Annotated in this window: 20 protein-coding genes and 1 pseudogene; 6 read left to right on the top strand and 15 right to left on the bottom strand. The window is 71.6% G+C overall.

Features of this window, described 5'->3' with window-relative positions:
• Positions 1-11: 11 nt before the first annotated feature.
• Genes H4W81_RS15240 through H4W81_RS15225 form a run of 4 tightly spaced genes read right to left on the bottom strand, consistent with a single transcriptional unit; the run spans position 12 to position 3761 of the window.
• Positions 12-1430, bottom strand: coding sequence for a S41 family peptidase (locus H4W81_RS15240; RefSeq protein ID WP_192775410.1), 1419 nt, complete (start codon positions 1428-1430; stop codon positions 12-14).
• A complete protein-coding gene (locus H4W81_RS15235; RefSeq protein WP_192775409.1) occupies positions 1427-2473 on the bottom strand; it encodes an ABC transporter permease in 1047 nt (348 codons plus the stop codon). The genes H4W81_RS15240 and H4W81_RS15235 overlap by 4 nt, the downstream gene beginning before the upstream one ends.
• Complete coding sequence (locus tag H4W81_RS15230) at positions 2470-3360, bottom strand: ABC transporter ATP-binding protein (RefSeq protein ID WP_192775408.1); 891 nt, start codon at positions 3358-3360, stop codon at positions 2470-2472. Before H4W81_RS15230 ends, H4W81_RS15235 begins: the two co-directional genes overlap by 4 nt.
• Positions 3357-3761: a GntR family transcriptional regulator gene (locus tag H4W81_RS15225; RefSeq protein WP_192775407.1), complete on the bottom strand. Its 405-nt coding sequence runs from the start codon at positions 3759-3761 to the stop codon at positions 3357-3359. The genes H4W81_RS15230 and H4W81_RS15225 overlap by 4 nt, the downstream gene beginning before the upstream one ends.
• Before the next feature lie 305 nt (positions 3762-4066).
• On the opposite strand from H4W81_RS15225, the gene H4W81_RS15220 reads away from it, so the two are divergent.
• Positions 4067-4381, top strand: coding sequence for a site-specific integrase (locus H4W81_RS15220; protein WP_225958635.1), 315 nt, complete (start codon positions 4067-4069; stop codon positions 4379-4381).
• A gap of 344 nt (positions 4382-4725) precedes the next feature.
• On the opposite strand, the gene H4W81_RS15215 is transcribed toward H4W81_RS15220, so the two are convergent.
• From H4W81_RS15215 to H4W81_RS15185, 7 genes are all read right to left on the bottom strand, one after another.
• The gene (locus tag H4W81_RS15215) at positions 4726-6330 is read right to left on the bottom strand and encodes a penicillin-binding transpeptidase domain-containing protein (protein WP_192775406.1); all 1605 of its coding nucleotides are present in this window, start codon (positions 6328-6330) and stop codon (positions 4726-4728) included.
• A gap of 50 nt (positions 6331-6380) precedes the next feature.
• Positions 6381-7034, bottom strand: coding sequence for a lysophospholipid acyltransferase family protein (locus H4W81_RS15210; RefSeq protein WP_318781754.1), 654 nt, complete (start codon positions 7032-7034; stop codon positions 6381-6383).
• A 36-nt stretch (positions 7035-7070) separates the two neighbouring features.
• Positions 7071-9170, bottom strand: coding sequence for a prolyl oligopeptidase family serine peptidase (locus tag H4W81_RS15205; RefSeq protein WP_318781753.1), 2100 nt, complete (start codon positions 9168-9170; stop codon positions 7071-7073).
• A gap of 336 nt (positions 9171-9506) precedes the next feature.
• Positions 9507-10178 carry an NUDIX hydrolase gene (locus tag H4W81_RS15200; protein ID WP_318781752.1) on the bottom strand — a complete coding sequence of 224 codons (672 nt, stop codon included), beginning with the start codon at positions 10176-10178 and terminating at the stop codon, positions 9507-9509.
• A gap of 13 nt (positions 10179-10191) precedes the next feature.
• Complete coding sequence (locus tag H4W81_RS15195; protein WP_192775404.1) at positions 10192-11397, bottom strand: RNA polymerase sigma factor; 1206 nt, start codon at positions 11395-11397, stop codon at positions 10192-10194.
• Positions 11381-11725 (bottom strand): YciI family protein, encoded by a 345-nt coding sequence (locus H4W81_RS15190; protein ID WP_192775403.1) that lies wholly within the window; start codon positions 11723-11725, stop codon positions 11381-11383. The genes H4W81_RS15195 and H4W81_RS15190 overlap by 17 nt, the downstream gene beginning before the upstream one ends.
• The gene (locus H4W81_RS15185; protein ID WP_192775402.1) at positions 11722-12057 is read right to left on the bottom strand and encodes a YciI family protein; all 336 of its coding nucleotides are present in this window, start codon (positions 12055-12057) and stop codon (positions 11722-11724) included. The genes H4W81_RS15190 and H4W81_RS15185 overlap by 4 nt, the downstream gene beginning before the upstream one ends.
• A gap of 121 nt (positions 12058-12178) precedes the next feature.
• Here H4W81_RS15185 and H4W81_RS15180 point away from each other — a divergent pair, with 121 nt between their 5' ends.
• Positions 12179-12763: an ArsR/SmtB family transcription factor gene (locus tag H4W81_RS15180; protein WP_192775401.1), complete on the top strand. Its 585-nt coding sequence runs from the start codon at positions 12179-12181 to the stop codon at positions 12761-12763.
• Between the two features lie 5 nt (positions 12764-12768).
• On the opposite strand, the gene H4W81_RS15175 is transcribed toward H4W81_RS15180, so the two are convergent.
• Entirely contained in the window at positions 12769-13743 is a 975-nt protein-coding gene (locus H4W81_RS15175) for a tyrosine-type recombinase/integrase (protein WP_192775400.1), read from the bottom strand.
• A 10-nt stretch (positions 13744-13753) separates the two neighbouring features.
• Positions 13754-15400 carry an acetolactate synthase large subunit gene (locus H4W81_RS15170; RefSeq protein ID WP_192775399.1) on the bottom strand — a complete coding sequence of 549 codons (1647 nt, stop codon included), beginning with the start codon at positions 15398-15400 and terminating at the stop codon, positions 13754-13756.
• 40 nt (positions 15401-15440) lie between these two features.
• Between H4W81_RS15170 and H4W81_RS15165 the strand changes: the two genes are divergently transcribed.
• The 4 genes from H4W81_RS15165 to H4W81_RS15150 all read left to right on the top strand — a co-directional run bounded on the left by H4W81_RS15165 (position 15441) and on the right by H4W81_RS15150 (position 23185).
• Complete coding sequence (locus tag H4W81_RS15165; protein WP_192775398.1) at positions 15441-16871, top strand: WS/DGAT/MGAT family O-acyltransferase; 1431 nt, start codon at positions 15441-15443, stop codon at positions 16869-16871.
• A 10-nt stretch (positions 16872-16881) separates the two neighbouring features.
• Positions 16882-17946, top strand: a complete 1065-nt coding sequence (locus tag H4W81_RS15160) for a winged helix DNA-binding domain-containing protein (protein WP_192775397.1) — start codon at positions 16882-16884, stop codon at positions 17944-17946.
• A 122-nt stretch (positions 17947-18068) separates the two neighbouring features.
• The gene (locus H4W81_RS15155; protein ID WP_225958634.1) at positions 18069-20933 is read left to right on the top strand and encodes a glycosyl hydrolase family 95 catalytic domain-containing protein; all 2865 of its coding nucleotides are present in this window, start codon (positions 18069-18071) and stop codon (positions 20931-20933) included.
• Positions 20930-23185: a glycosyl hydrolase family 95 catalytic domain-containing protein gene (locus H4W81_RS15150; RefSeq protein ID WP_192775396.1), complete on the top strand. Its 2256-nt coding sequence runs from the start codon at positions 20930-20932 to the stop codon at positions 23183-23185. The genes H4W81_RS15155 and H4W81_RS15150 overlap by 4 nt, the downstream gene beginning before the upstream one ends.
• 64 nt (positions 23186-23249) lie before the next feature.
• Here H4W81_RS15150 and H4W81_RS49320 read toward each other — a convergent pair.
• Positions 23250-24367: pseudogene (locus tag H4W81_RS49320) on the bottom strand (IS630 family transposase).
• A gap of 104 nt (positions 24368-24471) precedes the next feature.
• Positions 24472-25113 carry a TetR/AcrR family transcriptional regulator gene (locus H4W81_RS15140; protein ID WP_192775395.1) on the bottom strand — a complete coding sequence of 214 codons (642 nt, stop codon included), beginning with the start codon at positions 25111-25113 and terminating at the stop codon, positions 24472-24474.
• Between the last annotated feature and the right edge of the window lie 90 nt (positions 25114-25203).

The following is a 25203-nucleotide window of genomic DNA, read 5'->3' as shown; positions in this document are numbered from 1 at the left end:
GAGAGGTCCCTTCACTTGTGCAGCAGGGTCAGGGCCTTGGCCAGGGCGGGGTCGCGCCCGGCGGCCGCGTCCTGCGGGGTCAGGGGCACATGGTGGTCGGGGGGCACGCCGATCCGGTCGATCACCTCACGGTTGGGCCCCAGGTGGTGCCTGGTGGGGAAGCCCAGCATGGTGTTGTTGCTCAGCAGGTACGGCTGCGCCGGGCCGGAGATGACGCCGGCGGTTCTGGTGCCGACCAACCGGCCGATGCGCAGGTCCTTGACCGCGGAGCTGACGTGCTCGCATGCCGAGGCGCAGCTGCGGTCGGTGAGCACCACCAGCGGCAGGTCGATCAGCTCGACGGTGTCGTCGGTCCGCGAGGTCTCGCACTTGCCGTCCACGGTGCACTGGTAGGCGGTGACCTTACCGTGGGCGAACGCGCTCACCAGCCGGGTCGCCTCCAGGGGGCTGCCGCCGCCGTTGCCGCGCAGGTCCAGCACGACGCCGGTGAGCGTCCGGCCGGTGCGCAGCCTGGAGATCGCCTTGAAGACTCTGTCCGCTGAGTCGGAGGCGAACCCGCGCATTCGTACATAGGCGATGCTGTCGTCCAGCAGCTTCGACTGCACCACTTGCAGGGCGGCCAGATCCCGCTGGTAGAGGCCGGGCTTGAGCGTCACGCTCCAGCGGCGGCCGGTGCTCTGCCGCAGGAGCCGCAGCCGGACCGGGCGCGCCTCCGGATATCGCGGGTAGAGGGCGGCGATCGCGGGGGTGGCCTTCCCGTCGATGAAGGGCGCCGATCCGTTGATCGATTCGATGATGTCGCCCGGGCGCAGTCCGGCGGCCTGCGCCGCGCCGCCCTGCACGGTGGTGACGAACAGCGGGGGGAGGGCGACGCCGGGGTTGCCGTCCACCTGGGGGCCGTTGACGTTCGCCTGCAAACCCAGGCTGTAGCCGTCACCGTCGTAGTGGTCGGGGTGCTGTTTGACGTCGTGCGTCCAGCGGGCGTGGTTGTCGCCGAGGCCGGCCACGATGGCCTCGAGGGTGACGACGGCCAGCTTGTCGCGGAGGTCGGGGACCTGATCGGTGGTCTTGCGGTAGACGGTCTCGAAAGCGGTCCAGTCGGCTTTCCGTTCACCGGTCAGCGCCGGCATGGTGGCCTCGGGCACGTCGCGCCCGTTGCGGTTGAGCTCCTGTGTCAGGGCGACGAATCCGGCGATCAGCAGCGAGCGGGCATCCAGCGTGGCGCCGCTGTAGTAGTTGCCGAGGATGCAGAAGTACGCCTGCTCGATGACGTCGATCGTGGTGGGCGTCTCCGCCCCGGGGCGGCCCTTGGGCTGCGAGCAGACCGTACTGGCTGCCGTGCTCGCCTGGCTGCGCGGTGGCGTCGGCGCCGTGCAGGCCGCCGCCAGGAGGACGGCGAGCCCGGCGGTCGCGGTCCTGATGACGGTCATGACAGGCGCCTGCGGATCCACCAGAAGGACAACCAGGTGAGGCCGAGGGTGAGCAGGGCGTAGATCCCGGTCTCGATCCACTGGAAGGGCCAGAAGCGCTCAAGGGGCTGGTAGGTCGCCTGCTGCCGGTAGCCGAGCCGGTTGATCTCGGCCATGCACGCGTCCATGCTCGGTGGTCCCGACGGTGCGCAGGGTCCGGACGTGGTAGAGACCGGGACGGCGGCTTCGCCGCCGCTGCCGAGCGTACGTCCGGACGGATCGACCAGGCTGCCGGACAGGACCCAGGCGCCCGCGTGACCGGGAACGGCCGACCTCAGGTGAATATCCACAGCTCCGCCTTGGTCCCGGTTTATGCCGATGCCGTCCACGTTCGCCTGGCCGAGCTCGAAGGTCGACGTGACCGGGGGCATCAGGTGGGGACGGACCAGCAGCGGCATGGCGAGCTGGATCGCGGCGAAGACGGCCAGCGTGAGGGCCATGGCGGGCAGGGTGCGGCGCACCACCATGCCCACGGTCACGCCGAGGACGAAGGCGAAGGCGGCGTACCCCATCGGGGCGATGCCGCGCGCGCCGAACACCAGGGGAGCCATCAGGGCGAGTTCGTCGGGGGCTGACATGTCCAGGGGGCCGGACCACCAGGTCACCATGAGGCCGCACAGGCAGGCGGCGGCCATGGCGACCAGGCCGGTGAGCCCGAGCTTGACCGCCAGCCAGCGGGTGCGGGTGATGCTCTGGTTCCACACCATCAGGTGCGTGCCGGCCTCCAGCTCGCGGGTGATCAACGGTGCTCCCCAGAAGAGCCCGACGACAGCGGGCAGGAGCAGCACGACGAGGCTGACGGCCATGAAGGGCATGTCGTGCCCGCCGAAGAAGCGGTCGAAGAAGCGGCCGCAGGTGTTGTCCTGGGTACAGGCGGCGATCCCGGCGGAGTAGCGGGAGGCCAGGTCCGGGCCGGTCAGGGCTAAGACGATGGCGAGGATGACGAGTACCGCGGCCATCATCGCGGCCGAGCCGCGGAGCTGGCGCCAGGTCAGCCAGATCATCGCTGCACCTCCAGGGCGACGCGCCGGTTCTCTTCGGTGCGCTTGTCCATGTAGGCCAGGACGAGGTCCTCCAGGCTGAGCTGGGTGACCGTCCAGGCGGGGTCGTGGATCGGGGCGTCGGTGCGGATGACGTACGTGCTCTGCCGGTCGGTGTGGCGCGCGGAGACCACGTGCTGGTCGGCGGGCAGCCGGTCGGGGTCGCGGCGCGGGCCGGTGAGCCGGTGGTGGGTGGCCAGCAGCTTGTCGGTCTCCCCGGCGACCTGCACGCGGGAGTCGACCAGGACGATCAGGAAGTCGCAGACCCGTTCCAGGTCGGAGACCAGGTGGGAGGAGAGCACGACGCTGAACTCGTGCTCGACGGTGGCCTCCATCAGCCCCTGCAGGAACTCGCGGCGGGCGAGCGGGTCGAGCGAGGCCACGGGCTCGTCCAGGATCAGCAACTCGGGCCGCTTGGCCAGGCCCAGGGTGAGGGCGAGCTGGGCGCGCTGGCCGCCGGAGAGCTTGCCCGGCCGGTGGGCGGGATTGAGACCGAGCCGCGCGATCCGATCCCGCGCCATCACGGCGTCCCAGCCGGGGTTGAGCCGTGCTCCCAGCCGCAGGTGATCGGCGATGCTGAGCCCGGCGTAGACGGGGGTGTCCTGGGCGACGAAGCCGACCTTGGCCAGCTGCGCAGGGCCGCCGGCAGGCCGGCCGCCGAGCACGGTGATGGTGCCCGATGTCGGTTCCAGCTGGCCGCTGGCCAGCTTCAGCAGTGTCGTCTTGCCTGCCCCGTTGGGACCGACCAGCCCGACGACGTGCCCGACGGGGATGTCGACGGTGCAGTCCCTCAGCGCCCAGCGCTTGCCATACTTCTTGCCCAGTCCCTGAGCCTGCAGAACAACGGTCACGCTATGTCCTCCTGAGAGGCGGTCCGAAAGGTGGTCATGAACAGGGCCTCGATGCTTTCGTCGTCGAGGCCGGCCCGGCGGGCCTTGGCCAGCCAGCGCCGCAGGTCTTGACGCAGCGGGCCATGCGCAGCCAACGAGGCGTCGGTCAGCGTCTTCGTCACGAACGTCCCCACGCCCGGCCGGGCCGCCGCCAAGCCCTCGTGCTCGAGTTCCCGGTAGGCCTTGAGCACTGTGTTGGGGTTGATCGCCAGCCGCGCCACCACCTCCTTGACGGTCGGGAGCTGGTCACCCTCACGCAGCAGGCCGAGCCGCAGGGCCTGCCGTACCTGCTGGACCAGCTGCAGGTACGGCGAAACACCCGACCTGCCGTCCAGATGGAACTCGATCAACGGCTTCTCCATTTATCTAGCTTGCTAGCACTTTAGGCTTCTACATGTTAAGGAGCCATAAGGATCGCTGTCTCGGTATCGCCGGCATCCCAAGCGGTCCATCGCTCGTCGGCCCAACCGCAGACCTCTGCGCCGGGGCAGATCTTTGCCTGCATCGCAGAGTGACTGCCGCAGTAAATGCCGGATTTACTGCGCGGCAAGCTCATGATCGCGGCCATCCTGACCTGGACCGCCTCCTTCGACGGCCGAGATCGAGGCGTACGCGGACCGATGTTCCTCACCGAACGCAAAACTCCCCCCGCACCCCGTCCCTGGACGTGTGCAAGGCCACCGGCAAAGCCCGGCTGTACTACCGGCGCGCCGCTGAACTGTTCGAGTTCCACGCTCGGGCCCTGGCCAACCCCGGCGTCACCGACCCCGCCTCACTCGAGCTGCGCGGCGGATGGACCCTGCACCAGCTACGGCACTCCGCGCTCACCCACGAAGCCGAGGACGGCACCAACGACCCCACCCTGCTCGTCCGCTCCCGGCACGCCTCTATGCGCTCCCTGGAGCGCTACTCCCGCCCCGGCGTAGACGCCGTCGCCCACCACGTCGCCCGCCGTGATCCCAAAGCGCCCCGCAAGACCTGAACCACCTGGACAACAACTCCGACAAACCGGGGGACGCCCCCGAAGCGATCCGCGCACCGGAACCCATGCAACCGCAGGTCGGAGATAGGTTCGTTGGATTTTCCGCGATTGCTACTGGGGCCCCCGGTGATGCGGGTGCCCGAGGCTGACCCTGCTCTGTGCCGGCGGCAGTGCCGGCGGCGGTGCCGGCGGCGGTGCCGGCGGCGGTGCCGGGTGCCACAAGGCCTGACCGTGCTTCGTGCCGGCGGTGGTGCGGGTTGCACAAAGCGTGACCCTGCTCCGGGAGATGGGCGCGGCCAGTCGGGCGTCTTCCTTCACGGAGCCGCTCAGGATCCCGTGGTGGGTCAGAGGCCGCGCAGGAAGTCCGCGGCGACGGGGGCCGCGACCTTGCCGCCGCCGCCACCGCCCTCCACGACCACCGCGAAGGCCACGTCGTCCTTGTGCCCCATGAACCACGCGTGCGACGGCAGTTCGGGACCCGTCCCGTACTCCGCCGTGCCGGTCTTGCCGCGGGTGCCCGCCGGCAGGCCCGCCGCCTTCGCGGTGCCCGTGGTGACCACGGCCGACATCATCGGCTGCAGCTGGTCGGCCACGCCCTCGGGCAGCTCGACCTCCTCGGCCTTCTGCTCGAGCCCCTTCACCAGCGTCGGCGGGCGCCACGTGCCGTCGGCGAGCGCGGCGGCCGCGGCGGCCATCACCAGCGGGCTGGCGGTGATGCGCGCCTGGCCGAAGGACTCGGCGGCCAGCTCGGCGTCGGACTTGGCCTTGGGGAAGCTGGCCTTGGCCGCGGGGACGCCGATGGACAGAGGCTGGTTGAAGCCGACCATCTCGGCCGCCTCCAGCAGCTTGTCCGGGCCCAGCCGTTCGGCGGTGAGCGGGGCGAAGGTGGTGTTGCAGGAGTAGGCGAAGGCGTCCGAGAAGGTGAGCGAGCCGTACTCGGCGTGCTCGGAGTTGCGGACCTTCAGGCCGCCGATAGTGGCGTACTTGGGGCAGGTCACCCGCTCGGAGGGGGAGACGCCCTCGGCGAGCAGGGCGAGCGCGGTAACGGCCTTGAAGGTGGAGCCCGGCGGGTAGCGGCCGTCGAGCGCCCTGTTGAAGCCGCCGCGGTTGTTGACCACGGCGAGGATCTCGCCCGTGCCGCGCCGTACTGCGACGAGGGAGGCCGGCTTGGGCAGGTCGCGGACGGCGGCGACGGCGGCGGCCTGGACGCGGGGGTCGAGCGTGGTCTCAAGGGGCTTGCCCGCGCTGCCCTTGATCTTGGTCAGCGTCGTGTCGCCGAGCCGGATCTCGGTGGCGGGAGTGCCCGCCAGGCGCTTCTGGAAGGTCTCCTGCAGGCCGCCCCTGCCGACCGCGTCGCCGACCTTGTAGGAGGGGCCGAGCTTGGCGACGTCCTTGGCGGTGGCCTTGTCGAGGAAGCCGACCAGCTGCTGGACCGAGCCGCCGACCTCGCCGGTGTCCATGCGCTCGCCCGAGGAGTCGATGATCGCCGCCCGTGCCGGCCAGTCCGTCTTGAGAGAGAAGGTGGCCTGGCCGGTCAGTGAGGGGTGCACGGTCGCGGGGGTCCAGGCGACCTTCCAGGCCCTGTCGGCGACCTTCAGGTCGATCTGGCCGGTGTAGGTCCACTCGCCGATGTTCCTCAGGGTGAGGGTGGCGGTGTAGGGAGCCCTGGCGGTGCCGTCGCCCGTCTCGACGGCCTGCCCGAGCTTGACGGTGGTCCGCTCGACGTTCAGCCCCTTGCGCTGCTGCTCATAGGCGGCCAGCGAGGCGGGAGCGGCCAGCTCGGCCGTCATCCTGCCCATGTCGGCCGCCTGCCAGGCCGCGGCGAAGCGCTGGGCGGTCTCCTGCGGGGTGCCGCGCGTGTGCAGCACCCACCAGGCACCCCCGGCCGCGGCCCCCACCGCCAGCACACTGACCCCTGAAACGATCGCGATCGTACGGCCACGCGGCACGAGCCAACCCCCCGGTCATCGACAGGTAGGAGAGCCTACCTGGCGTCGAATCATGACATTCCGGCTTTGATGGAGGAGGCGTAGGCCGGTACGTACTCCTGGCCGGACAGCTTCTGGATCTCCACCATGATCTCGTCGGTCACCCTGCGCCGGTCGCGGGCGTTCTTGTAGTCGCCCTCGAACGTCATGGGCGCGCCGATCTTGATGCCGATCTTCGTGAAGCGCGGCACCTTGGTGCCCACCGGCAGCACGTTCTCGGTGCCCGACAGCGCCACGGGCAGCACCGGCGCGCCCGTCTTCAGCGCCAGCCACGCCACGCCGACCTTGCCCCGGTAGAGGCGGCCGTCGGGCGAGCGCGTGCCCTCCGGGTGGATGCCGAACAGCTCCCCGCGCTCCAGCAGCTCGGCGGCGCTGTCGAGCATGCCCTGGGCGGCGCTCGCCGACTCGCGGTCGATCGGCAGGCTGCCGCCCAGGCGCATGAACCACTGGGAGACGGGGTTGCCCGAGAAGTACTCGCTCTTGGCCGTGAAGGTGACGTGGCGGGGCAGCAGCGCGGGAATCAGGAAGGAGTCGATCACCGCCAGGTGGTTGGCGGCCAAAATGGCGGGACCCGTGGCGGGGACGTGGTGACCGCCCGAGATGTGCGGGCGCCACATCACCTGCGCCATCGGCGCGGCGACGAACTTCACCATCTGGTACAGCAACGGCTCTCCTGAATCGTGTGGACGGCGAAGCCAACCCTATTGCGCGCCGGGCGGCGCCGATGCCCCACTCCCTGCGCAGACGTTCAGCGCCTGCCGCAGGAAGTCGAGCTGGACGCGCAGCAACCCCGCCACCGCCGCCTCCCCCGTGGGCGTGTGGGCGGCGCCGGGCAGCGGCAGCACCTGGTGCGGACGGCCCGCCGCCAGCAGCGCCGCCGACATCCGCAGCGTGTGGGCGGCCACCACGTTGTCGTCGGCCAAGCCGTGGACCAGCAGCAGCGGCCGCCGGAGCAGCGCCGCGTCGCCGATCGGCGAGGACCGCTCGTAGTTGCCCGGCTGCTCGTCGGGATGGCCGAGGAAGCGCTCGCGCCAATGCGTGTCGTACAGCCGCTGGTCGCTGGGCGCCGCGCCGGAGACGGCGGCGTGGAAGACGTCGGGCCGCCGCAGCACCGCCGCGGCCGCCAGCGTGCCGCCGTAGCTCCACCCTCGGATGCCGACTCTGCCGAGGTCGAGGTCGGGGCAGTGCGCGGCGGCCGCGCGCAGCGCCACCACCTGGTCCTCCAGCGGGGCGGTGAGCGTGTCGCCGTGGACGGCCTTCTCCCATGCGGGGCCGCGTCCTCTGGTGCCGCGCCCGTCGGCGACCACGACGGCGAACCCCGACTCGGCGAACCACTGCGCCTCGCACAGCCACCAGTGCCTGGCCCTGACCGCCAGCCGCATCGCGGGCCCCGCGTAGGGGGCCATGAGGACGGGCAGCGATCCCGATCCAGGCCGGTGCCAGGACGGCAGCAGCAGCGCGGTGCGGATCTCCCGCTCGCCTGCCCGCAGCCACGTGACGCGGGGCGACAGGAGCGGCTCGGCCGCCGACGAGGCGATCCCGGTGTCGGGCAGGCCGTCGCGGACCAGGCGGAAGGCGTGTCCATGCGGGGTGTGGGAGGAGACGAGCAGCGCGCCGTCCGACCGGTTGCCGGTGTGCAGCCCGGGTCCCTCGCTCAGCCGTACGGGGCCGCGCGAAGGGTCGTACGACCACAGGTGGCTCTCGGTGGGCTCGTCGGTGGCCAGGAAGAGCACCGACTCGCCGCGGACGTCGAGGACCTCGCCGACCTGCAGTCCTTCGGGGGTGACCGGCGCGCCGTCCACGGTCAGGCGGCGGGTGTCGGCGCAGTCGGCGGTGTGCACGAGCGCGCCGGAGGCAGTTCGGGCGGGGGTGCCGGGGATCAGCTCGACCCACGCGGGGTCGCGCTGCTCGTGCAGGAGCGTGGTCGCGCCGGTGCCCGGGTCGGCCGCCAGGACACGCAGCGTGCGCTGGTCGCGGCTCTGCACGCCGAGGAGCGGGCCGTGGCCGTCCCAGCGGGCGGCGGTGACGTACTCGAAGGCCGCGCGGTCCCAGTCGAGTTCGACGCGGCCACCGTCGAGGTCGAGCACGTGGAGGGTGACGAGGGCGTTGGCGGTGCCCGCGGCGGGATAGGCGATCGCGCGCGGCGGCCTGGACGGGTCGGCGGGGTCGGCGATCCACCAGCGAAGGACGGGAGAGGTGTCCACCCTGGCGGCCAGCAGCCGGTCGCCGCCGGGCGACCACCAGTGGCCGCGGGCCCGGTGCATGGACTCGGCCGCCACGTGCTCGGCCAGCCCCCAGACCACCTCGGGGGCCTCCGGTTCGGCCAGCCGGACGTCGCGCCCGCCGGCGAGCTCGACCACGTGCAGGGCGCCGTCGGTGACGTAGGCCACCCGGCGGCCCGTCGGGTCGAGCCGCGGATCGCTCGCGGGGCCTGCGGTGGGCACCGGCCACGGCGTGCCCGCACGGGTGTCGACCGCCCACAACCGCCCGTTCACGGCGAAGACGGCCGTGTCGAGCGCCGGGTCGGTGCTGTAGGCGACCACGCCGGCCGCACGCTCACGGGCCCTTTCCCTGCGGACGCGCTCGGCCTCGGGGACCGGGCCTTCCGCGCCGAGCCTCTCGGGGGCGACGAGGAGCCGCTCCCGGTCGCCGTCGAGCAGCCAGAGGCAGCTCGTGCGGTCCTCGGGGCCGCGGGTGCGCAGGAACAGCGCCCTGCGGCCGTCGGGGGAGAGGGTGAAGGCGCGGGGGAGTCCGAGCGTGAAGCGCTGGGTGCGGGCGAGCTGATCGGGAAAAGCGTGCATGTCCATAGGGGAAGCCTGCGCACACGGTCAGCGGGGGAGGGGAGGAAGAGGCGGCGGCCCGGCGGACTCACGGGCGGCGACGGCGCCAGAGCGGACGCGTCACGAATTTTATCACCCGTCACACGCGAACGGCGCCCCACCTGGTGGGTGGGGCGCCGTCGTGACGCTCAAGGCCGCTGTGGCGGTCGCCTCCTCGGCGAGATGCACAACACGGCTCCAGCCGAACGGTATTCCGTGAAGGCGGTAATTTGCGGCCCGGGGGACACAGACCACAGCGGCCTTGTCGACTCTAACGGACATCAGGCGGTCGCTATTCCATCCCGCCCCAAGAGTGGGTCAGGTTCTCGTCCAGTGCGGCTGGCTGACGCCGGAAACGCGCAGCTCACGCCCGCTGAGGGCGACTTCGGCGAACTGCCACAAAATGGCGCCGGTCGGGGCGTGGATCACGATCTCCGGCCCGAGGGGCATCTGCAGCAGCCCGTGGTTCCAGCGGGGCACGCCAGGGGCCAGCAGCCGATCGAGCGGCACCCGGTGGATCGAGGCCACCTCCCTCGCGTCGGGGCGCGGGTCGGCCGGCCCGCCGAAGGCCACCACCGGAGTGATCACGAAGCCCGAGTCGGTGACGTAGTCGTCGAGCGCGCCCGCCACCTCCATGCCGGTGACCGCGGTCTCCTCGGCCAGCTCGCGCAACGCCCCGTCCGTCGCGTGCTCGCCCTCGTCCAGCCGCCCTCCGGGCAGCGCCCACTGCCCGGCGTTGCGCCCGCGCGCGGCCCGCCTGATGACGATCGTGTACGGCGGACGATCGCCGTCGCGCAGCACGCAGACCGCGACCGCCGCCGCGCGCAGCCCGTCGACGACCGGCACGCTCATCCGGGGAAAGCGCGCGAGGTTGGCCGTCACCTGCGCCTTCAGCCGGTCGAAGGGCAGCAGCTCGCCCTCGTGGCCCACGACGCCGCCCGCCGGAGAGGGAAGGGCGGGTCCTGGAGCGGGGGTGTGGGGTGGGGGCACGGTCGACAGGATCTCACGGGCACAGCCGGCGCTCGGTCTCGGTGCGCCGCGACAGCAGGAACTCCCGCTCCTGCTGCGTGCCGACCAGGGCGAGCGCCCTGCCGTACTCGGCCACCGCCTCCTCCGCCCTGCCCAGCCTGCGCAGCAGCTCGGCGCGGGTGGCGGGCAGCAGGTGGTGGTGGGGCAGCTCGGTCTCCAGCCCCTCCAGGAGGGCCAGGCCCTCGGCCGCTCCCGCGGCCTCGGCGACGGCGACGGCGCGGTTGAGCCGCACGACGGCCGAGCCGGTCAGCTCCTCGAGCATGCCGTACAGGGCGGCGATGGCCACCCAGTCGGTGTCCTCCGCGCGGGCGGCGGAGGTGTGCTCGGCGGCGATGGCCGCCTGGAGCAGGTAGGGGCCGGGCGGGCCCGGGATGAGCAGGCCGAGCGCCTCCTCGATCTCGTCGTGCCGCCACAGCGTGCGGTCCTGCTCGGCGAGGGTGACCAGGCGGCCGTCGGAGGTGACGCGGGCGTGGCGGCGGGCGTGGTGGAGCATCATCAGCGCCTGCAGCGCCCGCACCTCGCTGTCGTCGGGCAGCAGCGAGACCAGCAGGCGGGCCAGCGCGATCGCCTCGGTGGCCGGCTCGTCGCGGATCAGCTCGTCGCCCTCGGTGGCCGCGTAGCCCTCGGTGAAGATCAGGTAGAGGACGGCCAGCACGCCGTCCAGCCGTTCGCGCAGCTCGGGTCCGGCCGGCACCCGGTAGGGGATGCCGGCCTGGCTGATCTTCTTCTTGGCGCGGGTGATCCTGGCGGCCATCGTCGCCTCGCCGACCAGGAACATCCTGGCGATCTGGCGGGTGGTCAGGCCGCCCACGCAGCGCAGGGTCAGCGCCACCCGCGCCTCCATGGACAGCGCGGGGTGGCAGCAGGTGAAGATCAGCCGCAGCCGGTCGTCGTGGGCGGGCTGCTCCTCGACCACGAGCAGCGGCAGCTTGCGGGCCGCCACCGCCGTACGGCGCAGCCGGTCGACGGCGCGGCGGCGCGCGGCCGTCAGCAGCCAGGCGGGCGGGTTGGCCGGGACGGGCGGCCAGGTGGAGACGGCCGCGGCGAAGGCGTCCTGCAGCGACTCCTCGGCCAGGTCCAGGTCGCGAAGCTGGGCGGTCAGGAGGGCGAGCAGGCGCGCCCAGTGCTCCCGGTACGCCTGCTCGACCGCGCCGTTCCTGACGTCACTCCTCGTATTCAACGACAGGTCGCACTTCGACGATCTGCTCGGGGCAGGCCTTGGCGTAGCCGATGGCCTCGTCGAGGTCGGCCGCCTCGATCAGGTAGAAACCGCCGAGGTGCTCGACGGTCTCGACGTAGGGGCCGTCGGTGCGCAGCACCTGACCCGCCTTCTTGCGCAGGGTCAGCGCCTCGCGCGAGCGGGCCAGCGCGTCGCCGCCGAGGAAGGCTCCGCGCTCGTTCAGCATCGCGATGAAGCGCTCGTGCGCGACGCGGGTCTGGTCGGCCTGCTCGGGAGTGGCCTGGTCCCAGAGCTTCTCGTTGCCGTAGAGCAGCAGCGCGTACTTCATGTCGTGATCCTCCTGATCTCGACGCCGTCGGAGGGCATCGCGACCGCGAGCTCGACGGCCTCGTCGAGGTCCTTGGCCTCGACGAGCACGTAGCCGGAGATCTGCTCGACCGTCTCGGCGTAGGGGCCGTCGGTGACCAGCACCTGGTCGCCGTTCTTCCTGATCGTGGTGGCGGTGGAGGAGTGGGCCAGCTCGTGGCCGCCCAGATGGGCGCCGCGGTCGGTGAGCATCTGGGTGAAGGCGCCCCACTGCGCGTAGACGTCCTGGCGCTCCTGCGGGCCCGCCTCGGCCCAGGGGCGTTCATCGCCGGTGACCAGCAACAGGTATTTCATGACAATCCCTCCTGTGTGATGGTGTCACTGCCATGACGCGCGAGCGGCTCCGGTTTCGACAACGCGCGGAGAAAATCTTCCCCACTTTGACAAAAGGAATTGTCGGTGTAACCGTGGAGGCATGTTCGACGTCGCGGTGATCGACGACCCGGCTGCGGCCGAGAGCTCGCTGGATCCGATCAGGGCCAGGCTGCTGGCCGAGCTGGTCGAGCCGGGCTCGGCCAGCACGCTGGCGGCCAAGGTCGGCCTGCCGCGCCAGAAGGTCAACTACCATCTGCGCACGCTGGAGCAGCACGGCCTGGTGGAGCTGCTTGAGGAGCGGCGCAAGGGCAACATGACCGAGCGCGTCATGCGCGCCACCGCGGCCTCCTACGTCATCTCGCCGGCCGCGCTCGGCGCCGTGCAGCCCGATCCTTCGCGCGCGCCCGACCGGCTGTCGGCGCGCTGGCTGCTGGCCGTCGCCGCCCGGCTGGTGCGCGACGTCGGCACGCTCGTCACCGGCGCGGACCGGGCGGCGAAACGGGTGGCGACGTTCGCCATCGACGGCGAGGTGCGCTTCGCGTCGGCGGCCGACCGGGCGGCCTTCGCCGAGGAGCTGGCCGGCGCGGTGACCTCGCTGGTGTCGAAGTACCACGACGAGAGCGCGCAGGGCGGGCGCGCGCACCGGGTCGTGGTCGCCGTGCATCCCAGCGTGCCCGACGCCTGAGCCGGTCAGCGCAGCGGGCGGGCCTCGGGGAGCCTGAGCCGGTCGACGGCCTCGCGCCTGGTGTTCTCCGGTCTGCGGTCGTAGCGGGCGGTCGTGGCGGGCGAGGAGTGCCCGACCAGCGCCTGCGCCGTGGCAAGATCCACCCCCGCGTCCAGCAGCTCGCCGATGAACGTGCGGCGGAAGTCGTGCGCGGTCCTTCGCGAGGCGCCCGCCTCGCCCAGCCGCCGCGCGAGGATGTCGGCGATGCCCTGCCCGGTCAGCGGCACCGGCCGGTCGTCGCGCGTGCGCAGCCGTCCCGCCCTGCTGATCGGGCAGAACAGCGCGCCGGCCGTCCGGCCTCTGACGGTCAGCCACCGCTCGAGCAGCCCGATCGCGTCGCCGGTCAGGTAGACCATGCGTTCCTTGTCGCGCTTGCCGCGCACCCGCAGCGACCGCGCGGCCGGGTCGTAGTCGCTCAGGGCGAGACCCGCGATCTCGGCGCGCCGGCAGCCGGTGGAGTAGAGGGTCGCGATCAGCGCCGCGTCGCGCCGCCCGGCGGGGGAGTCGTCGCAGGCCGACAGCGCCGCGCCCACCACCTCGGGCGGCACGTGCTGGCCCGTGGGCAGCCTGGTGTGCGTGACGGGCGCGAGGTCGGCGGCGCGGGCGTACTCCTCGGCGCTGGTCCGGCCGAGGCGCCAGGCCTCCTTCAGTACCCGCCGCAGCGCCACCAGGTGCTTGTTGACGTAGGCGGGCGACCAGCCCTGCTCGGTGAGCACCGTCCTGATGCGCACGGTGTGCTCGTAGCGCAGCAGGTGCCACGGCATCCCCGCCCCGGTGACGGTCTCGTCGCCGGTCAGCACCCGCGCGATGCGGTCGAGGCACCCGCGCATGGTCCGCCTCGACTCGGCGCTGGCCAGGGAGTCGAGGTAGACGTGGTAGGGGTCGGTGGCGGGCGCTTCGGCGAGCCCCTCAGCGGGGGCGGGTACGGCGGGCACGTCCATCCCGCCGATCCTAGGACTCAGGAGCGTGGGAGAGCGTCTCCGTCAGGGCCAGGTTGGCGGAGTAGTCGACCGGCACGGTGATCACCGACACGCCCTCGTGGGCGAGCGCCTCCCGCAGCGTCGGCAGCAGCTGCGCGGCCGAGCGCACCCGGTAGCCCCTGGCCCCGAAGCTCTCGGCGTACTTGACGAAGTCGGGGTTGCCGAAGGCGATGCTGGAGCTGCGCCCGAGCTCGAGGCCCATCTTCCAGTCGATGAGCCCGTAGGCGCCGTCCTCCCAGATCAGCACCGTGATCGGGATGCGCTCGCGCACCGCGGTCTCCAGCTCCTGCGAGTTCATCAGGAACGCCCCGTCGCCCGTGGCGGCCAGCACCCTGCGGGAGGGGAAGGCGAGCTTGGCGGCGATGGCCCCTGGCACCGCGAACCCCATGGACGACAGCCCGTTGGAGACCAGCATGGTGTTGGGCTCGTAGGTGGGGTACATGCGCGCCATCCACATCTTCACCGCGCCCGTGTCGGCCAGCACGATGTCGTCGCGCCCCATCGCCTGCCTGATGTCGGCCACGACCCTGCGCGGGGTCAGCGGGAAGCCGTCCTCGTCCTGGCCCTGGGCGAACTCCTCCCTGACCAGCCTGCGCACCTTCTCCACGGTCGGGCTGGGCGTGAAGCGCCGGTGGACGGCCTCGCCGAGCGCGTGCAGCGACCTGGACAGGTCGCCCTGGATGCCGACCGCCACCGGGTAGTGGTCGTCCACCTCGGCGGGGAACTGGTGGATGTGCACGATCTTCTTCGACCGGTCGGGGTTGATCTTGACGGGGTCGAACTCCTGCAGCTCGTAGCCCACGCTGATGAGCACGTCCGCCTCGTCGAAGGCGAAGTTCACGTGGTCGTGGCGCATGAAGCCGAACGCGCCGAGCGCGTGCCGGTGGTCGTCGGGGAAGACGCCCTTGCCGTTGAAGGTGGTGGCGACGGGTATGCCGAGGTGCTCGGAGAAGCGCACCAGCGCGTCGCGGGCGCCTGCCCTGGCCGCGCCGTGACCGGCCAGGACGATCGGCCGCCTGGCGGTGGCCAGCAGGTCGGCGGCGCGGGCGATCTGCGCGGCGGAGGGGTCGACCGGCCGCACGACGTTCACCGGCAGCGGGCGCGCGTCGTCGGGGACCGGCGCCTTCTCGACGTCCTCGGGGATCGCCAGGTACACCGCGCCGGGCCGCTCGGTCTGCGCGATCTTGAAGGCCTTGCGCAGCATCTCGGGCACCGCCGCCGCGGTCGGCACCAGCTCCGACCACTTGGTGATGGGCCTGAACAGCGACACCAGGTCGACGATCTGGTGCGACTCCTTGTAGATGCGGTCGAGGCCCACCTGCGCGGAGATGGCCACGACGGGGGTGCTGTTGGTGGTGGCGTCAGCGACGCCGAGCTGCAGGTTGATCGCGCCGGGGCCGAGCGTCGCGGAGGCCACGCCCGCCTTGCCGGTCAGCCTGCCGTACATCTCGGCCATGAACGCGGCGCCCTGCTCGTGGCGGACGAGGACGTAGCGGATGGAGGAGTCGTTCAACGCGTCGACGAAGTGGATGTTTTCCTCACCCGGGATGCCGAAGACGTACTTCACGCCCTCCGCCTCCAGCGCCCGGACCAGCAGTCTGGCAGCTGTGCTACTCATGCCCTCTGCAGCAAACCCGAAGCCGAGTAAATTTCCTGGTATGGCGCAGCTGACCGCTCTTGACGCCCAGTTCCTCAACTTCGAGACAGCGACCAACGTGGCCAACATCGCGGGGCTGGCCATCCTCGACGGCGACCTCAACAGGTCGGACCTCCAGGCGCTGCTGGAGCAGCGCCTGCCGCACGTGGCCGCGCTGCGGCGCAAGCTGGCCCCGGTGCCGCTCGGCCTCGACCATCCCTACTGGGTGCGCGAGGACGACCTCGATCTCGACTACCACGTGAGGGAGATCGGGCTGCCGCCGCCGGGCGACGACCGGCAGCTGGCCGAGCAGGTCTCGCGGCTGCACGCGCGCAGGCTCGACAGGGGCCGGCCGCTGTGGGAGATCTACCTGATCCACGGCCTGACGGACGGCCGCATGGGCCTCTACACCAAGATCCATCACGCGGCGGTCGACGGCATCGGCGGCGCGGACGTGCTGGCCGCGCTGCTCGACCTGTCGCCGACTCCCGCGCCGCCGCCGGAGGACGAGCCCGAGCCGGACGAGCCCGCGCCGAGCCGGACGGCGATGGTGGGCAGGGCGTTGACCAGGCTGGCCGCCAACCCCGCCCAGGCGGTGCGGTTCGCGGCCAGGGCGATGCCGCACCTGGACGAGATCCCGGTGGTATCGAAGGTGCCGGGAGTGGAGCTGGTCTCGGGGCTGGCCCGCAAGGTCGCGGGTGCGGGCGACGCGCCCGGGCTGCCCGCGCTGCCCGCGCCGCGCACGCCGTTCAGCGGGCCGATCTCCGCGCACCGGCGTTTCGCGTTCGTGTCGCTGCCGCTGGAGGAGATCAAGGAGGTCAGGAAAGAGTTCGGCGTGACGGTCAACGACGTGGTCATGGCCGTGTGCGCGGGGGCGCTGCGCCGGTGGCTGGCCGCGCACGGCGGGGTGCCCGACCGGCCGCTGGTGGCGGGCGTGCCGTTCTCCGTGCGCGAGGCGGGAGAGGCGGCGAAGGGCAACCAGGTCGCGATCATGACGGCGCCGCTCGCCGTCCACGTCGAGGACCCCGTCCTGCGCCTGGAGGAGGTGCGCGCCTCGATGCAACGGATCAAGGACAGGTTCTCACTGGCCCCGGCGCGCTGGCTGAGGGAGTTCAGCGAGTCGATGCCGGCCGCCCTGATGGGGCTGGCCTCCCGCTCGGCGTTCGGCCTGGTGGGGCAGACCGCGCCGCCGATCAACGTGGCCATCTCCAACGTGCCGGGCCCGCAGTTCCCGCTCTACGTGTGCGGGGCCAGGCTGCTGACGCACTACCCGGTCTCGGTGATCACCGATGTCAGCGGCGGGGTCAACATCACCTGCTTCTCCTACGACGGCTCGCTGGACGTCGGGGTCGTCACCGACCGCGCCATGGTCCCCGACGCGTGGGAGATCACCGGTCAGCTTCGCGAAGCGCTCGACGAATTGAGGAACGAAACCTTCCGCGATAGCTCGTAGCGTGGGCGGCATGCAGCTGACGCGCAGAACACTCAACCGCACCGCACTCCACCGGCAGCTCCTGCTGCGCCGCTCGGACCTGTCGCCGCTCGAGGCGATCAGCCGGCTGGTCGCGGTGCAGGGGCAGGAAGTCAACGCGCCCTACCTCGGCCTGTGGTCGCGGCTGTCGGGCTTCGCCCTCGACGACCTGTCCGACCTCCTGTACGGCGGGCAGGTCGTGCGCGGCTCCCTGCTGCGCGCCACCCAGCACCTGACCGCCGCGGAAGACTACGTGTGGGTGCGCCCCCTCCTGCAGGCCAGGTTCAGCAGGTCGAGCCAGAGCGCCTTCGCCGCCGTGACCAAGGGCGTGGACAGGGACGAACTGGCGACGCTGGCCAGGCGGCACCTGACCGGCCGCACGCTGACCCGCCCTCAGCTGCGCGGCCTGCTGGCCGAGCGCTGGCCGACGGCGGACTCGATGGCGCTCGGCTGGTTGGCCCAGGCGCTGCTGCCGGTGGTGCACATCCCGCCCAACGGCATCTGGGGCAGGGGCGGGGCCACGCCGTTCACGCTGGCCGAGGAGTGGATCGGCAGGCCGCTGGAGGCCGAGCCGGCGCCCGAGCGGCTGGTCGAGCGGTACCTGGCCGGATTCGGCCCGGCCGGCGTGAAGGACGTGCAGATGTGGTCCGGCCTGACCAGGCTGCGCGAGGTCGTCGAGCGCATGCCGCTGCGCAGGTACACCGACGAGGACGGGCGGGTCCTGTACGACCTCCCCGACGCCGAGCTGGTGGACGGCGACACGCCCGCGCCCGTGCGGCTGCTGCCGTCCTTCGACAACCTCGTGCTCGCCTACGACGACCGCACCAGGCTGATGGCCGACGAGCACCGCAGGCAGGTGTGCGTGGGCTCGGTGACCAACCCGGTGATCCTGGTCGACGGGTTCGTGGCCGGCATGTGGTGGCTGACCAAGGCGGGCCTGCGGATCCAGCCCTTCGGCCCGCTGCCCGACGAGGTCATGGCGGAGGCTGAGCGGTTGCTGGAGTTCGCCGGGCAGAAGGGCGCCGCCATCGAGATCGGTTCACAGATCCGACCTTAGAAGGTGTGAGACGGGTCTTGACAACCCCTTTGCCCGCCTGGATCTTTCAGGTCATGCCCTCACGCCGTGGATTCCTCGGAGGTTTACCCCTGGAAGGGGTTGCCCCCGCCATCACCCCCGACTTGTCTCGCAGGGCCGCTCTCGGCTCGGCCTTCGGCGGCCTCGCCCTCGCCCTGCTTCCCGGCGGCCCCGCAGCGGCCGGCCGCTCCGCCGGCGCACCCGAACCCGAGACGGGCGTCCCAGGCCAGGCGGCCGACGCCGCGCGGGCCTGGCGGCTGGAGAACCGCACCGAACTGCCCGGCTTCCTGAAGGAACAGGATCTCCTCTGGGGCCGGATGCCCAAGGCCTGGCACGAAGGCCCCTTCCTGGGCGACGGCCTGCTCGGCAGCATGGTCTACCAGGAGCCGAACGCCAACAAGATCCGCTTCACCGTGCAGCACGGCCGCGTCCAGGACCACCGTCCCGAGTTCGGCAGCGGCTGGGGCACCTGCCGCCTGCCCGTCGGCCACCTCACGCTCGACCCCGTCGGCGCCATCACCGACCTCGACTGGCGGCTCGGCCTGTGGAACGCCGAGCTCACCGGCACCGTCACCACCACCGCGGGCACGCTGAGATTCGTCGCCTTCGTCCACGACGAGCTGCTGGTGGCCAAGGTCGAGGCCACGGGCGAGGAGCAGGCCCGCTGGGTCTTCCACCCGGCCACCGCGCTCAGCCCGAGGGCTGCCAGCGAGGCGCCGCCCGCCGGGTACGTGCCCAACCCCGGCTGGAGCACCACCACGACCGACGGCGTGGAGCAGGTGCTCCAGGCGCTGGCCGGCGGCGGGCAGACGGCGACCGCCTACCGGGTCAGGGGCGACCACCTGCTCCTCACCGTCGCGCACAGCTTCCCCTCGGCCGACGCCGGAGCCGCGGCGCTGGCCAGGATCCGCGGGGCGGCGCCGTACGGGACGCTCAAGACCAGGCACCGCCGCTGGTGGCACGACTTCTACGGAAAGAGCTTCGTCTCCCTCCCCGACCAGCGGCTGCAGAGCTTCTACTGGATCCAGCTCTACAAGCTCGCCGCCGCCAGCCGCGCGGGCGGTCCCGTGATGGCGACCACCGGACCGTGGCTGGAGCCGACGCCGTGGCCGGCGGTGTGGTGGAACCTCAACGTGCAGCTGGAGTACTGGCCCATCTACGGCTCCAACCACCTGGAGCTCGACTCGCTCACCACGACGCTCGACCAGAACCGCCGGCAGCTGATCGACAACGTGCCCGCCGCCTACCGGCACGACTCGGCGGGCGTCGGGCGCAGCTCGGACATGTTCGCCACCCGCGGGGTCGGTACCCCCGGCTCCGGCGCGGAGGTGGGCGACCTGACCTGGGCGCTGCACAACGTGTGGCTGACCTACCGGCACACGATGGACGACGCGCTCCTGCGCGACACGCTCTTCCCGCTGCTGCGCCGCGCGATCAACTACTACCTGCACTTTCTCAAGCCCGGCGCGGACGGCAGGCTGCACCTGCCCAGGACGCTGTCGCCCGAGTACCCCGTCATCCCGCCCCAGGACACCACCTACGACCTGGCGCTGATCAGGTGGGGCTGCCGGACGCTGCTGGAGTCGGCCGCCCGGCTCGAGATCGTCGACCCGTTGACGGCCAGGTGGCAGGAGGTCCTCGCCAAGCTGGCCGACTACCCCGTCGACGCCACCGGGTACATGATCGGCGCGAACACTCCCTACGCCCAGTCGCACCGCCACTACTCCCACCTGCTCCAGATCTACCCGCTCTACCTGGTCAACTGGGACCAGAAGGAGAACAGGGCGCTGATCGAGAAGTCGGTCGCCCACTGGCAGTCGCTGACCGGCGCGCACCGCGGCTACAGCTTCACCGGCGCCGCCTCCTTCTACGCGATGATGGGCAGGGGCGACACCGCCCTGGCCTACCTGAAGGGCTTCTTCGACCCCGCCGGCCGCTTCCCCTGCCGGGCCAACACCCACTACGCCGAGGGCGGACCCGTCATAGAGACGCCGCTGTCGGCCGCCCAGTCCATCCATGACCTGCTCTGCCAGAGCTGGGGCGGCATCGTGCGGGTCTTCCCCGCGGTGCCCACCGCCTGGCGGGACGTCACCCTGCACGACTTCCTCACCCAGGGCGCCTTCCTCGTCTCTGCCGTACGGCAGGCGGGCACGACCCGCTTCGTCAGGGTCAAGAGCCTGGCGGGCGAACCGCTCCGGCTGCGGCACGGGCTGGCGGGCCCGCTCACCGCCGTGCTCGACGACGGCAGCCCCGCCGAGGTCAAGGACCTGGGCGACGGCGTCGTGGAGATCGCCCTCGGCAAGGGCAGGCAGGTGCTCGTGCACACCGGCGAGCGCCCCGAGCTCGTCATCGCCCCCGTGCCGATCGGCCAGCCGGGCGCGGCCTGGGGCCTGCCGCCCATCCCGCCGCCGGGGCCGACCACGCCGGTCGACCTGTCGGCCCACCTCGACAACGACGGCGTCTCCGCCCACGAGAACATGAACGACGGCGACTTCGACGGCTCCGGCTACACCTACCCCGCCGAGGAGCTGCCGCAGCCCGGGCCCTTCACCCACGAGGGGCTCACCTTTCTCTTCCCCGCCTACGGCGACGGCGTCCGCAACAACGTCACGGGCAGAGGGCAGACGATCACCGTCCCCGCCGGCAGGTACGCCAAGGTCAGGATGGTCGGCGCCGCCAACTCCGGCGCCGTGACGGCCTCGCTGACGGCCACTTATGCCGACGGCTCCACGGCGCAGGTGCCCTTCACCATGCCCGACTGGGGCGGCCAGCCCGGCGCGGGGGTCACCGAGGTGCTGCGCTGCACGCACCGGCACGGCCGAAGCGGCGCGCACACGCTGCGCGTCGGCCTGTTCGAGGTCCAGGTGGCGCTCGCCCCCGCCAAGGAGCTGCGCTCGCTCACCCTGCCCACCCTCACCCGACCACAGCTGCACGTCTTCGCCCTGTCCGTGGAAGGAAGCGCCCGATGACCCTCACCCGACGGACCTTCGTGGCCGGTGGCGCCGCCGGCGCCGCCCTGGTGACCGCCTCCTCGCCCGCGGCGTGGGCGCGGGCCGTGCCCGCGGGAAAGGACGTCCACGACGACCTGCTCGCCGACGCGGCGATGGTGTGGAAGCGGCTGCCCAGCGGCTGGCAGAACGCGCCCTTCCTGGGCAACGGCCGCCTGGCCGCGCACGTCTACAACAAGGGCGGCGAGGGCAACGTCCTGCGGATCATGCTCAATCACTCGCTCGTGCAGGACCAGCGCGGGCAGTGGGAGGCGGCCATCGGCTACTCGCGGCTGCCGATCGGCTACCTCACCCTCACCTTCGCCGGCACCGTCACCGCCGTCGACTGGCGGCTCGACCTGGCCACCGCCGAGCTGACCGGTACGGTCACCACCACCGCGGGCGCGGTGCGGCTGTCGGCGCTGATCCTCAACGACCGCGACGTGCTGCTGGTGTCACTGGAGCCGACCGCGGGGGAGGAGGCGGTCGCGTGGGGGTTCACGCCGCTGCCCTCCGCCACCACCCGCACGATCCGCCGTCCTCCCGACTACACCGCCAACCCCGACCCGGCCATCGCGCCCGGCTACGTCGAGCAGACCCTGCACGCGGGAGGCGGCTACACCACGGCATGGCGCGAGGTCCGCTCGGGCACCAGGCGGATGCTGGCGGCCACGATCGCCTACGGCTACCCCGACTCCACCGGGCTGGCGGCGGCCGTCGGCACGGTGAATCGCGCGCTCGACGGCCGTCCCGACCGGCTCGTGGCCGCCCATCGGCGCTGGTGGCAGCGCTTCTACCGGCGCAGCCTGGTGTCGGTCCCCGATCGGCGGCTGCAGCGCTTCTACTGGATCCAGCTGTACAAGATGGCCTCGGCCACCAGGGCGGACGCGCCGGTCGTCACCGAGTGGGGGCCGTGGTTCCCCGAGGTGGGCAACAGCTGGACCAACATCTGGTGGAACCTCAACGTCCAGGTCGCCTATCCGATGATCAACGGCTCCAACCACCAGGAGCTGGACGCGGTCACCGCGACGTTCAGGAAGTACCACCACAACCTCGAGACGAACATCAGGCCCGAGTACCGCGACGGGAAGACCTACGCGCTGTGCCATCCCGGCGACCGGATGCTCAGGCCGGGGCCCCGCTACGTCGGCGTGCCCGGTGTCAGCCCCAACGACCACACCGGCAACCTCACCTGGGGCATGCACAACGTCTGGCTGGCCTACCGGCACAGCATGGACGACGGCGTGCTGCGCGAGGTGCTGTACCCGATCCTCACCAAGGCGATCAACTACTACGCGCGCTTCCTGACCGCGGGCGCCGACGGGAAGCTGCACCTGCCCGAGACGCGCTCGCCCGAGTACGCCAACGCCTCCGACGCCACCTACGACCTGTCGCTGATCAGGTGGGGCTGCCGGACGCTGCTGGAGTCGGCCGCGCGGCTCAGGATCGACGACCCGCTCGCGCCCAGGTGGAAGGAGATCCTGGAACAGCTGGTGCCGTACCACAGGAACGAGCAGGGAGTCATGATCGGCGCGGGGGTGCCGCTGGCCGAGTCGCACCGGCACTACTCCCACCTGCTGTGGCTGTATCCGCTGCAGGAGTCGCTCGACAGGGTGAGCTTCGAGCACTGGGCGAGCATGCGCGAGAAGTGGCACGGCTACAGCTTCGCGGCCGCCGCCTCGATGGAGACGCTGTTCGGCAACCCCGAGCAGGCGCTGGCGCACCTGAAGTTCTTCGTGGACGGCAACGTCGCCGACAACTGCGCGATGACGCCGAACACGATGTACCGCGAGGGCAGCAACAAGGCGATCGAGAGCCCGCTGGCCGCCGCCCAGTCGCTGCTCGACATGCTGGTCCAGAGCCACGGCGGGGTGGTGAAGGTCTTCCCGTCGGTGTCGGCCACCTGGCCGGAGGCCTCGGTCGAGCGCCTGCGCACGCAGGGCGCCTTCCTGGTCGACGCCTCCAGGCGCGAGGGACGCACCGAGTGGGTCAGGGTGCGCAGCGAGAAGGGCGAGCCGCTGGCGCTCCAGCACGGGATCGAGGGCGAGATCGACGTTCGTGACGAGCGCGGCAGGCCGGCGCCGTACGCGGGCACGGGCACGGACACGGGCACCATCACGCTCCCGCTGCGCAGGGGCGAAAGCGTGATCGTCGCCAGGCGCGGCACCAGGCCCGACCCGCGGCCGCGCATGGTGCCCGAGGTGGGCTCCGCCGCCCCGTGGGGCCTACCCTAGCCGCCCGCCACCCCTTGGGGCTTTCCCTAGTGCGGTGACCACGATCGTTCACCGGCTTGGGTGATCATGCGGCTCGCGTGGCGGGGCGGCCCCAGCGCCGCTGCTTTTCGCTGCGGACCCGGGCGCGTTCGCGGCGTTGAGCGGCTAGGACGTCGGGGTGGCGGGCGTTGGCGTTGCGCCAGCGTAGGTAGGTCTGGAGTTTGCGGGTCTGCACGACGTGGTTGGGATGGTTGGAGTTGCTCATCACGAAGGTGCGCAACGGCCCGAACTGGGCTTCTATCGGGTTGGCCCACGAGGCGCTGGTCGGCGTCAGACAAATCTCGACCTTGTTCGCCGCAGCCCAGGCGCGGATGGCCGGTGTCTTGTTGGCCGACAGGTTGTCGCAGATGAGGTAGATCGGTGCGCCGTCCGGGCGGCTTGGCGGATCGTCTTCAGGGCGGCCAGCGTGTTGGCGCCGCCCTTGCGCTCACGCACCACGCCCCACAGCTGATCGTCGCCCAGGCTGTAGCAGCCGTGGAAGTAGCGCACTCCGTGGGTGCGGGTGTAGGTGGCCGGCCGGCGTTCTGGTTTGCTCTGCTCGGCCCAGCTGGAGCCGGGCTGCGGCCGGATCGACAGCGGCCCGAACTGGTCGAAGGCAAAACACCGGGTCGGGAAGCGGGTGGTGACCTCCTCGATCCGGTCCAGCTTGGCCTCCCGGTCGGGGTCGGCCGACTCCTTCCAGGTCCGGGTGCGCTGGAAGGAGATCTTGTGTTCGCGTAAGTACTGCCGCAGCCGCTCGCGGCCGACGATCACGACGCGGGTCGGGTTGTCGGCCAGGTAATCGGCGAGCTTGCGGATGCTCCAGCGGGTGAAGGGCCGACCCAGTTTCTCGGGCCGGGTGGTGGCCGTCGCGACGATGAAGTCCTCATCGCCCGAGGTGATGCGGCGGGGACGGCCTCCCGCCCAGTTAGGGTCCAGCGCGGCCAGGCCCCGTTCGTTGAAGGCGTGGATGACATCGCGCACGGTGTCCTCATCGGCTGCGACCAACCGCGCGATCGCCGCCACCGTTGTACCGCTGGACGACGCCATGACGATCAGCGCCCTGCGGACCCGGATCGAGTCGTGCTTGCCTCGCCGGACCAGCCGTTGCAGGGTCTGACCTTCATGATCGGACAGCCGCCGAGCCCGCACAGGCTCCGCCATGCGCTTCTCCTCTGCTCGTCATCGTTCGTATCGATACGACAGTGGAGGACAACCCGGCAAAACCCGCGCAAGCCGCACGGCGCGTCCCAGAAGATCCGGTGAACCTAAGTGGTCACCGCACTAGTGGACGCGGCCTCGATGGCGTAGCCGCCGAGCGCGGGCTCCAGCAGGTCGAAGGCCTGCCGGGCGGCCTCCTCCAGGGCGGCGGCGATGGTGTCGGCGTCCTCGCCGGCCAGCGTGCGCCGCATCAGCTCCGCGAACAGCACCCTGTGCACGCCCGCCAGCTGGGCGGCGGCCACCTTGGCCGTCAGGTCGCCGCCCAGCTCGGCGGCCAGCGCGTCCTCCCGCTGCTCGTGCAGGTCGCGCAGGCGCGCCACCAGCGTGGGACTGTCGGCGATCATGCGGGCGAATGGCAGTGGCGCGAACCCGATCACGGGGTCGCGCCGCCGCACCGCCGACATGAAGGCCCGCCGCAGCGCGGCCAGCGCGGACTCGCCGCGCTCGCGCCCTCTCACCGTCTCCGCCAGCGAGGCCACGAACTCCTCGTGGTGATCGAGGGCCATGTCCTCCTTGCGGGGGAAGTAGTTGGTGACGGTCATCTTGGCGACCCTCGCCGCGGTGGCGATGTCGGAAATCGTGGTCCGCTCGAAGCCTCGCTCCACGAACAGGCGGGTAGCGTGGTCAGAGATGGCCTGCCTGGTCTCTCGCTTCTTCTGTTCCCGCAACCCCACGGTATCGATGCTCATGGGCCCCACCCTCTCACAAAATTTTAGGTTCGACATCATTTTAGGTTGACGCCATGGGCGATCGACCCTAAAGTTATGTCCGTCCCAAGT

The sequence above is a fragment of the Nonomuraea africana genome, assembly GCF_014873535.1.
In the GTDB taxonomy this organism is placed as follows: Bacteria; Actinomycetota; Actinomycetes; order Streptosporangiales; family Streptosporangiaceae; genus Nonomuraea; species Nonomuraea africana.
The sequence above is the reverse complement of the archived record's forward strand: the minus strand, read 5'-3'. Positions and strand labels throughout refer to the sequence as shown.

Bases quoted from the DNA above. Each gene is read 5' to 3' on its own strand.
- H4W81_RS15190 (WP_192775403.1), bottom strand. From the start codon at position 11,725: ATGAAGTACGCGCTGCTGCTCTACGGCAACGAGAAGCTCTGGGACCAG.
- H4W81_RS15140 (WP_192775395.1), bottom strand. From the start codon at position 25,113: ATGAGCATCGATACCGTGGGGTTGCGGGAACAGAAGAAGCGAGAGACC.
- H4W81_RS15205 (WP_318781753.1), bottom strand. From the start codon at position 9,170: ATGCACGCTTTTCCCGATCAGCTCGCCCGCACCCAGCGCTTCACGCTC.
- H4W81_RS15225 (WP_192775407.1), bottom strand. From the start codon at position 3,761: ATGGAGAAGCCGTTGATCGAGTTCCATCTGGACGGCAGGTCGGGTGTT.
- H4W81_RS15170 (WP_192775399.1), bottom strand. From the start codon at position 15,400: ATGAGTAGCACAGCTGCCAGACTGCTGGTCCGGGCGCTGGAGGCGGAG.
- H4W81_RS15235 (WP_192775409.1), bottom strand. From the start codon at position 2,473: ATGATCTGGCTGACCTGGCGCCAGCTCCGCGGCTCGGCCGCGATGATG.
- H4W81_RS15180 (WP_192775401.1), top strand. From the start codon at position 12,179: ATGTTCGACGTCGCGGTGATCGACGACCCGGCTGCGGCCGAGAGCTCG.
- H4W81_RS15150 (WP_192775396.1), top strand. From the start codon at position 20,930: ATGACCCTCACCCGACGGACCTTCGTGGCCGGTGGCGCCGCCGGCGCC.
- H4W81_RS15240 (WP_192775410.1), bottom strand. From the start codon at position 1,430: ATGACCGTCATCAGGACCGCGACCGCCGGGCTCGCCGTCCTCCTGGCG.
- H4W81_RS15185 (WP_192775402.1), bottom strand. From the start codon at position 12,057: ATGAAATACCTGTTGCTGGTCACCGGCGATGAACGCCCCTGGGCCGAG.
- H4W81_RS15160 (WP_192775397.1), top strand. From the start codon at position 16,882: ATGCAGCTGACGCGCAGAACACTCAACCGCACCGCACTCCACCGGCAG.
- H4W81_RS15165 (WP_192775398.1), top strand. From the start codon at position 15,441: ATGGCGCAGCTGACCGCTCTTGACGCCCAGTTCCTCAACTTCGAGACA.
- H4W81_RS15175 (WP_192775400.1), bottom strand. From the start codon at position 13,743: ATGGACGTGCCCGCCGTACCCGCCCCCGCTGAGGGGCTCGCCGAAGCG.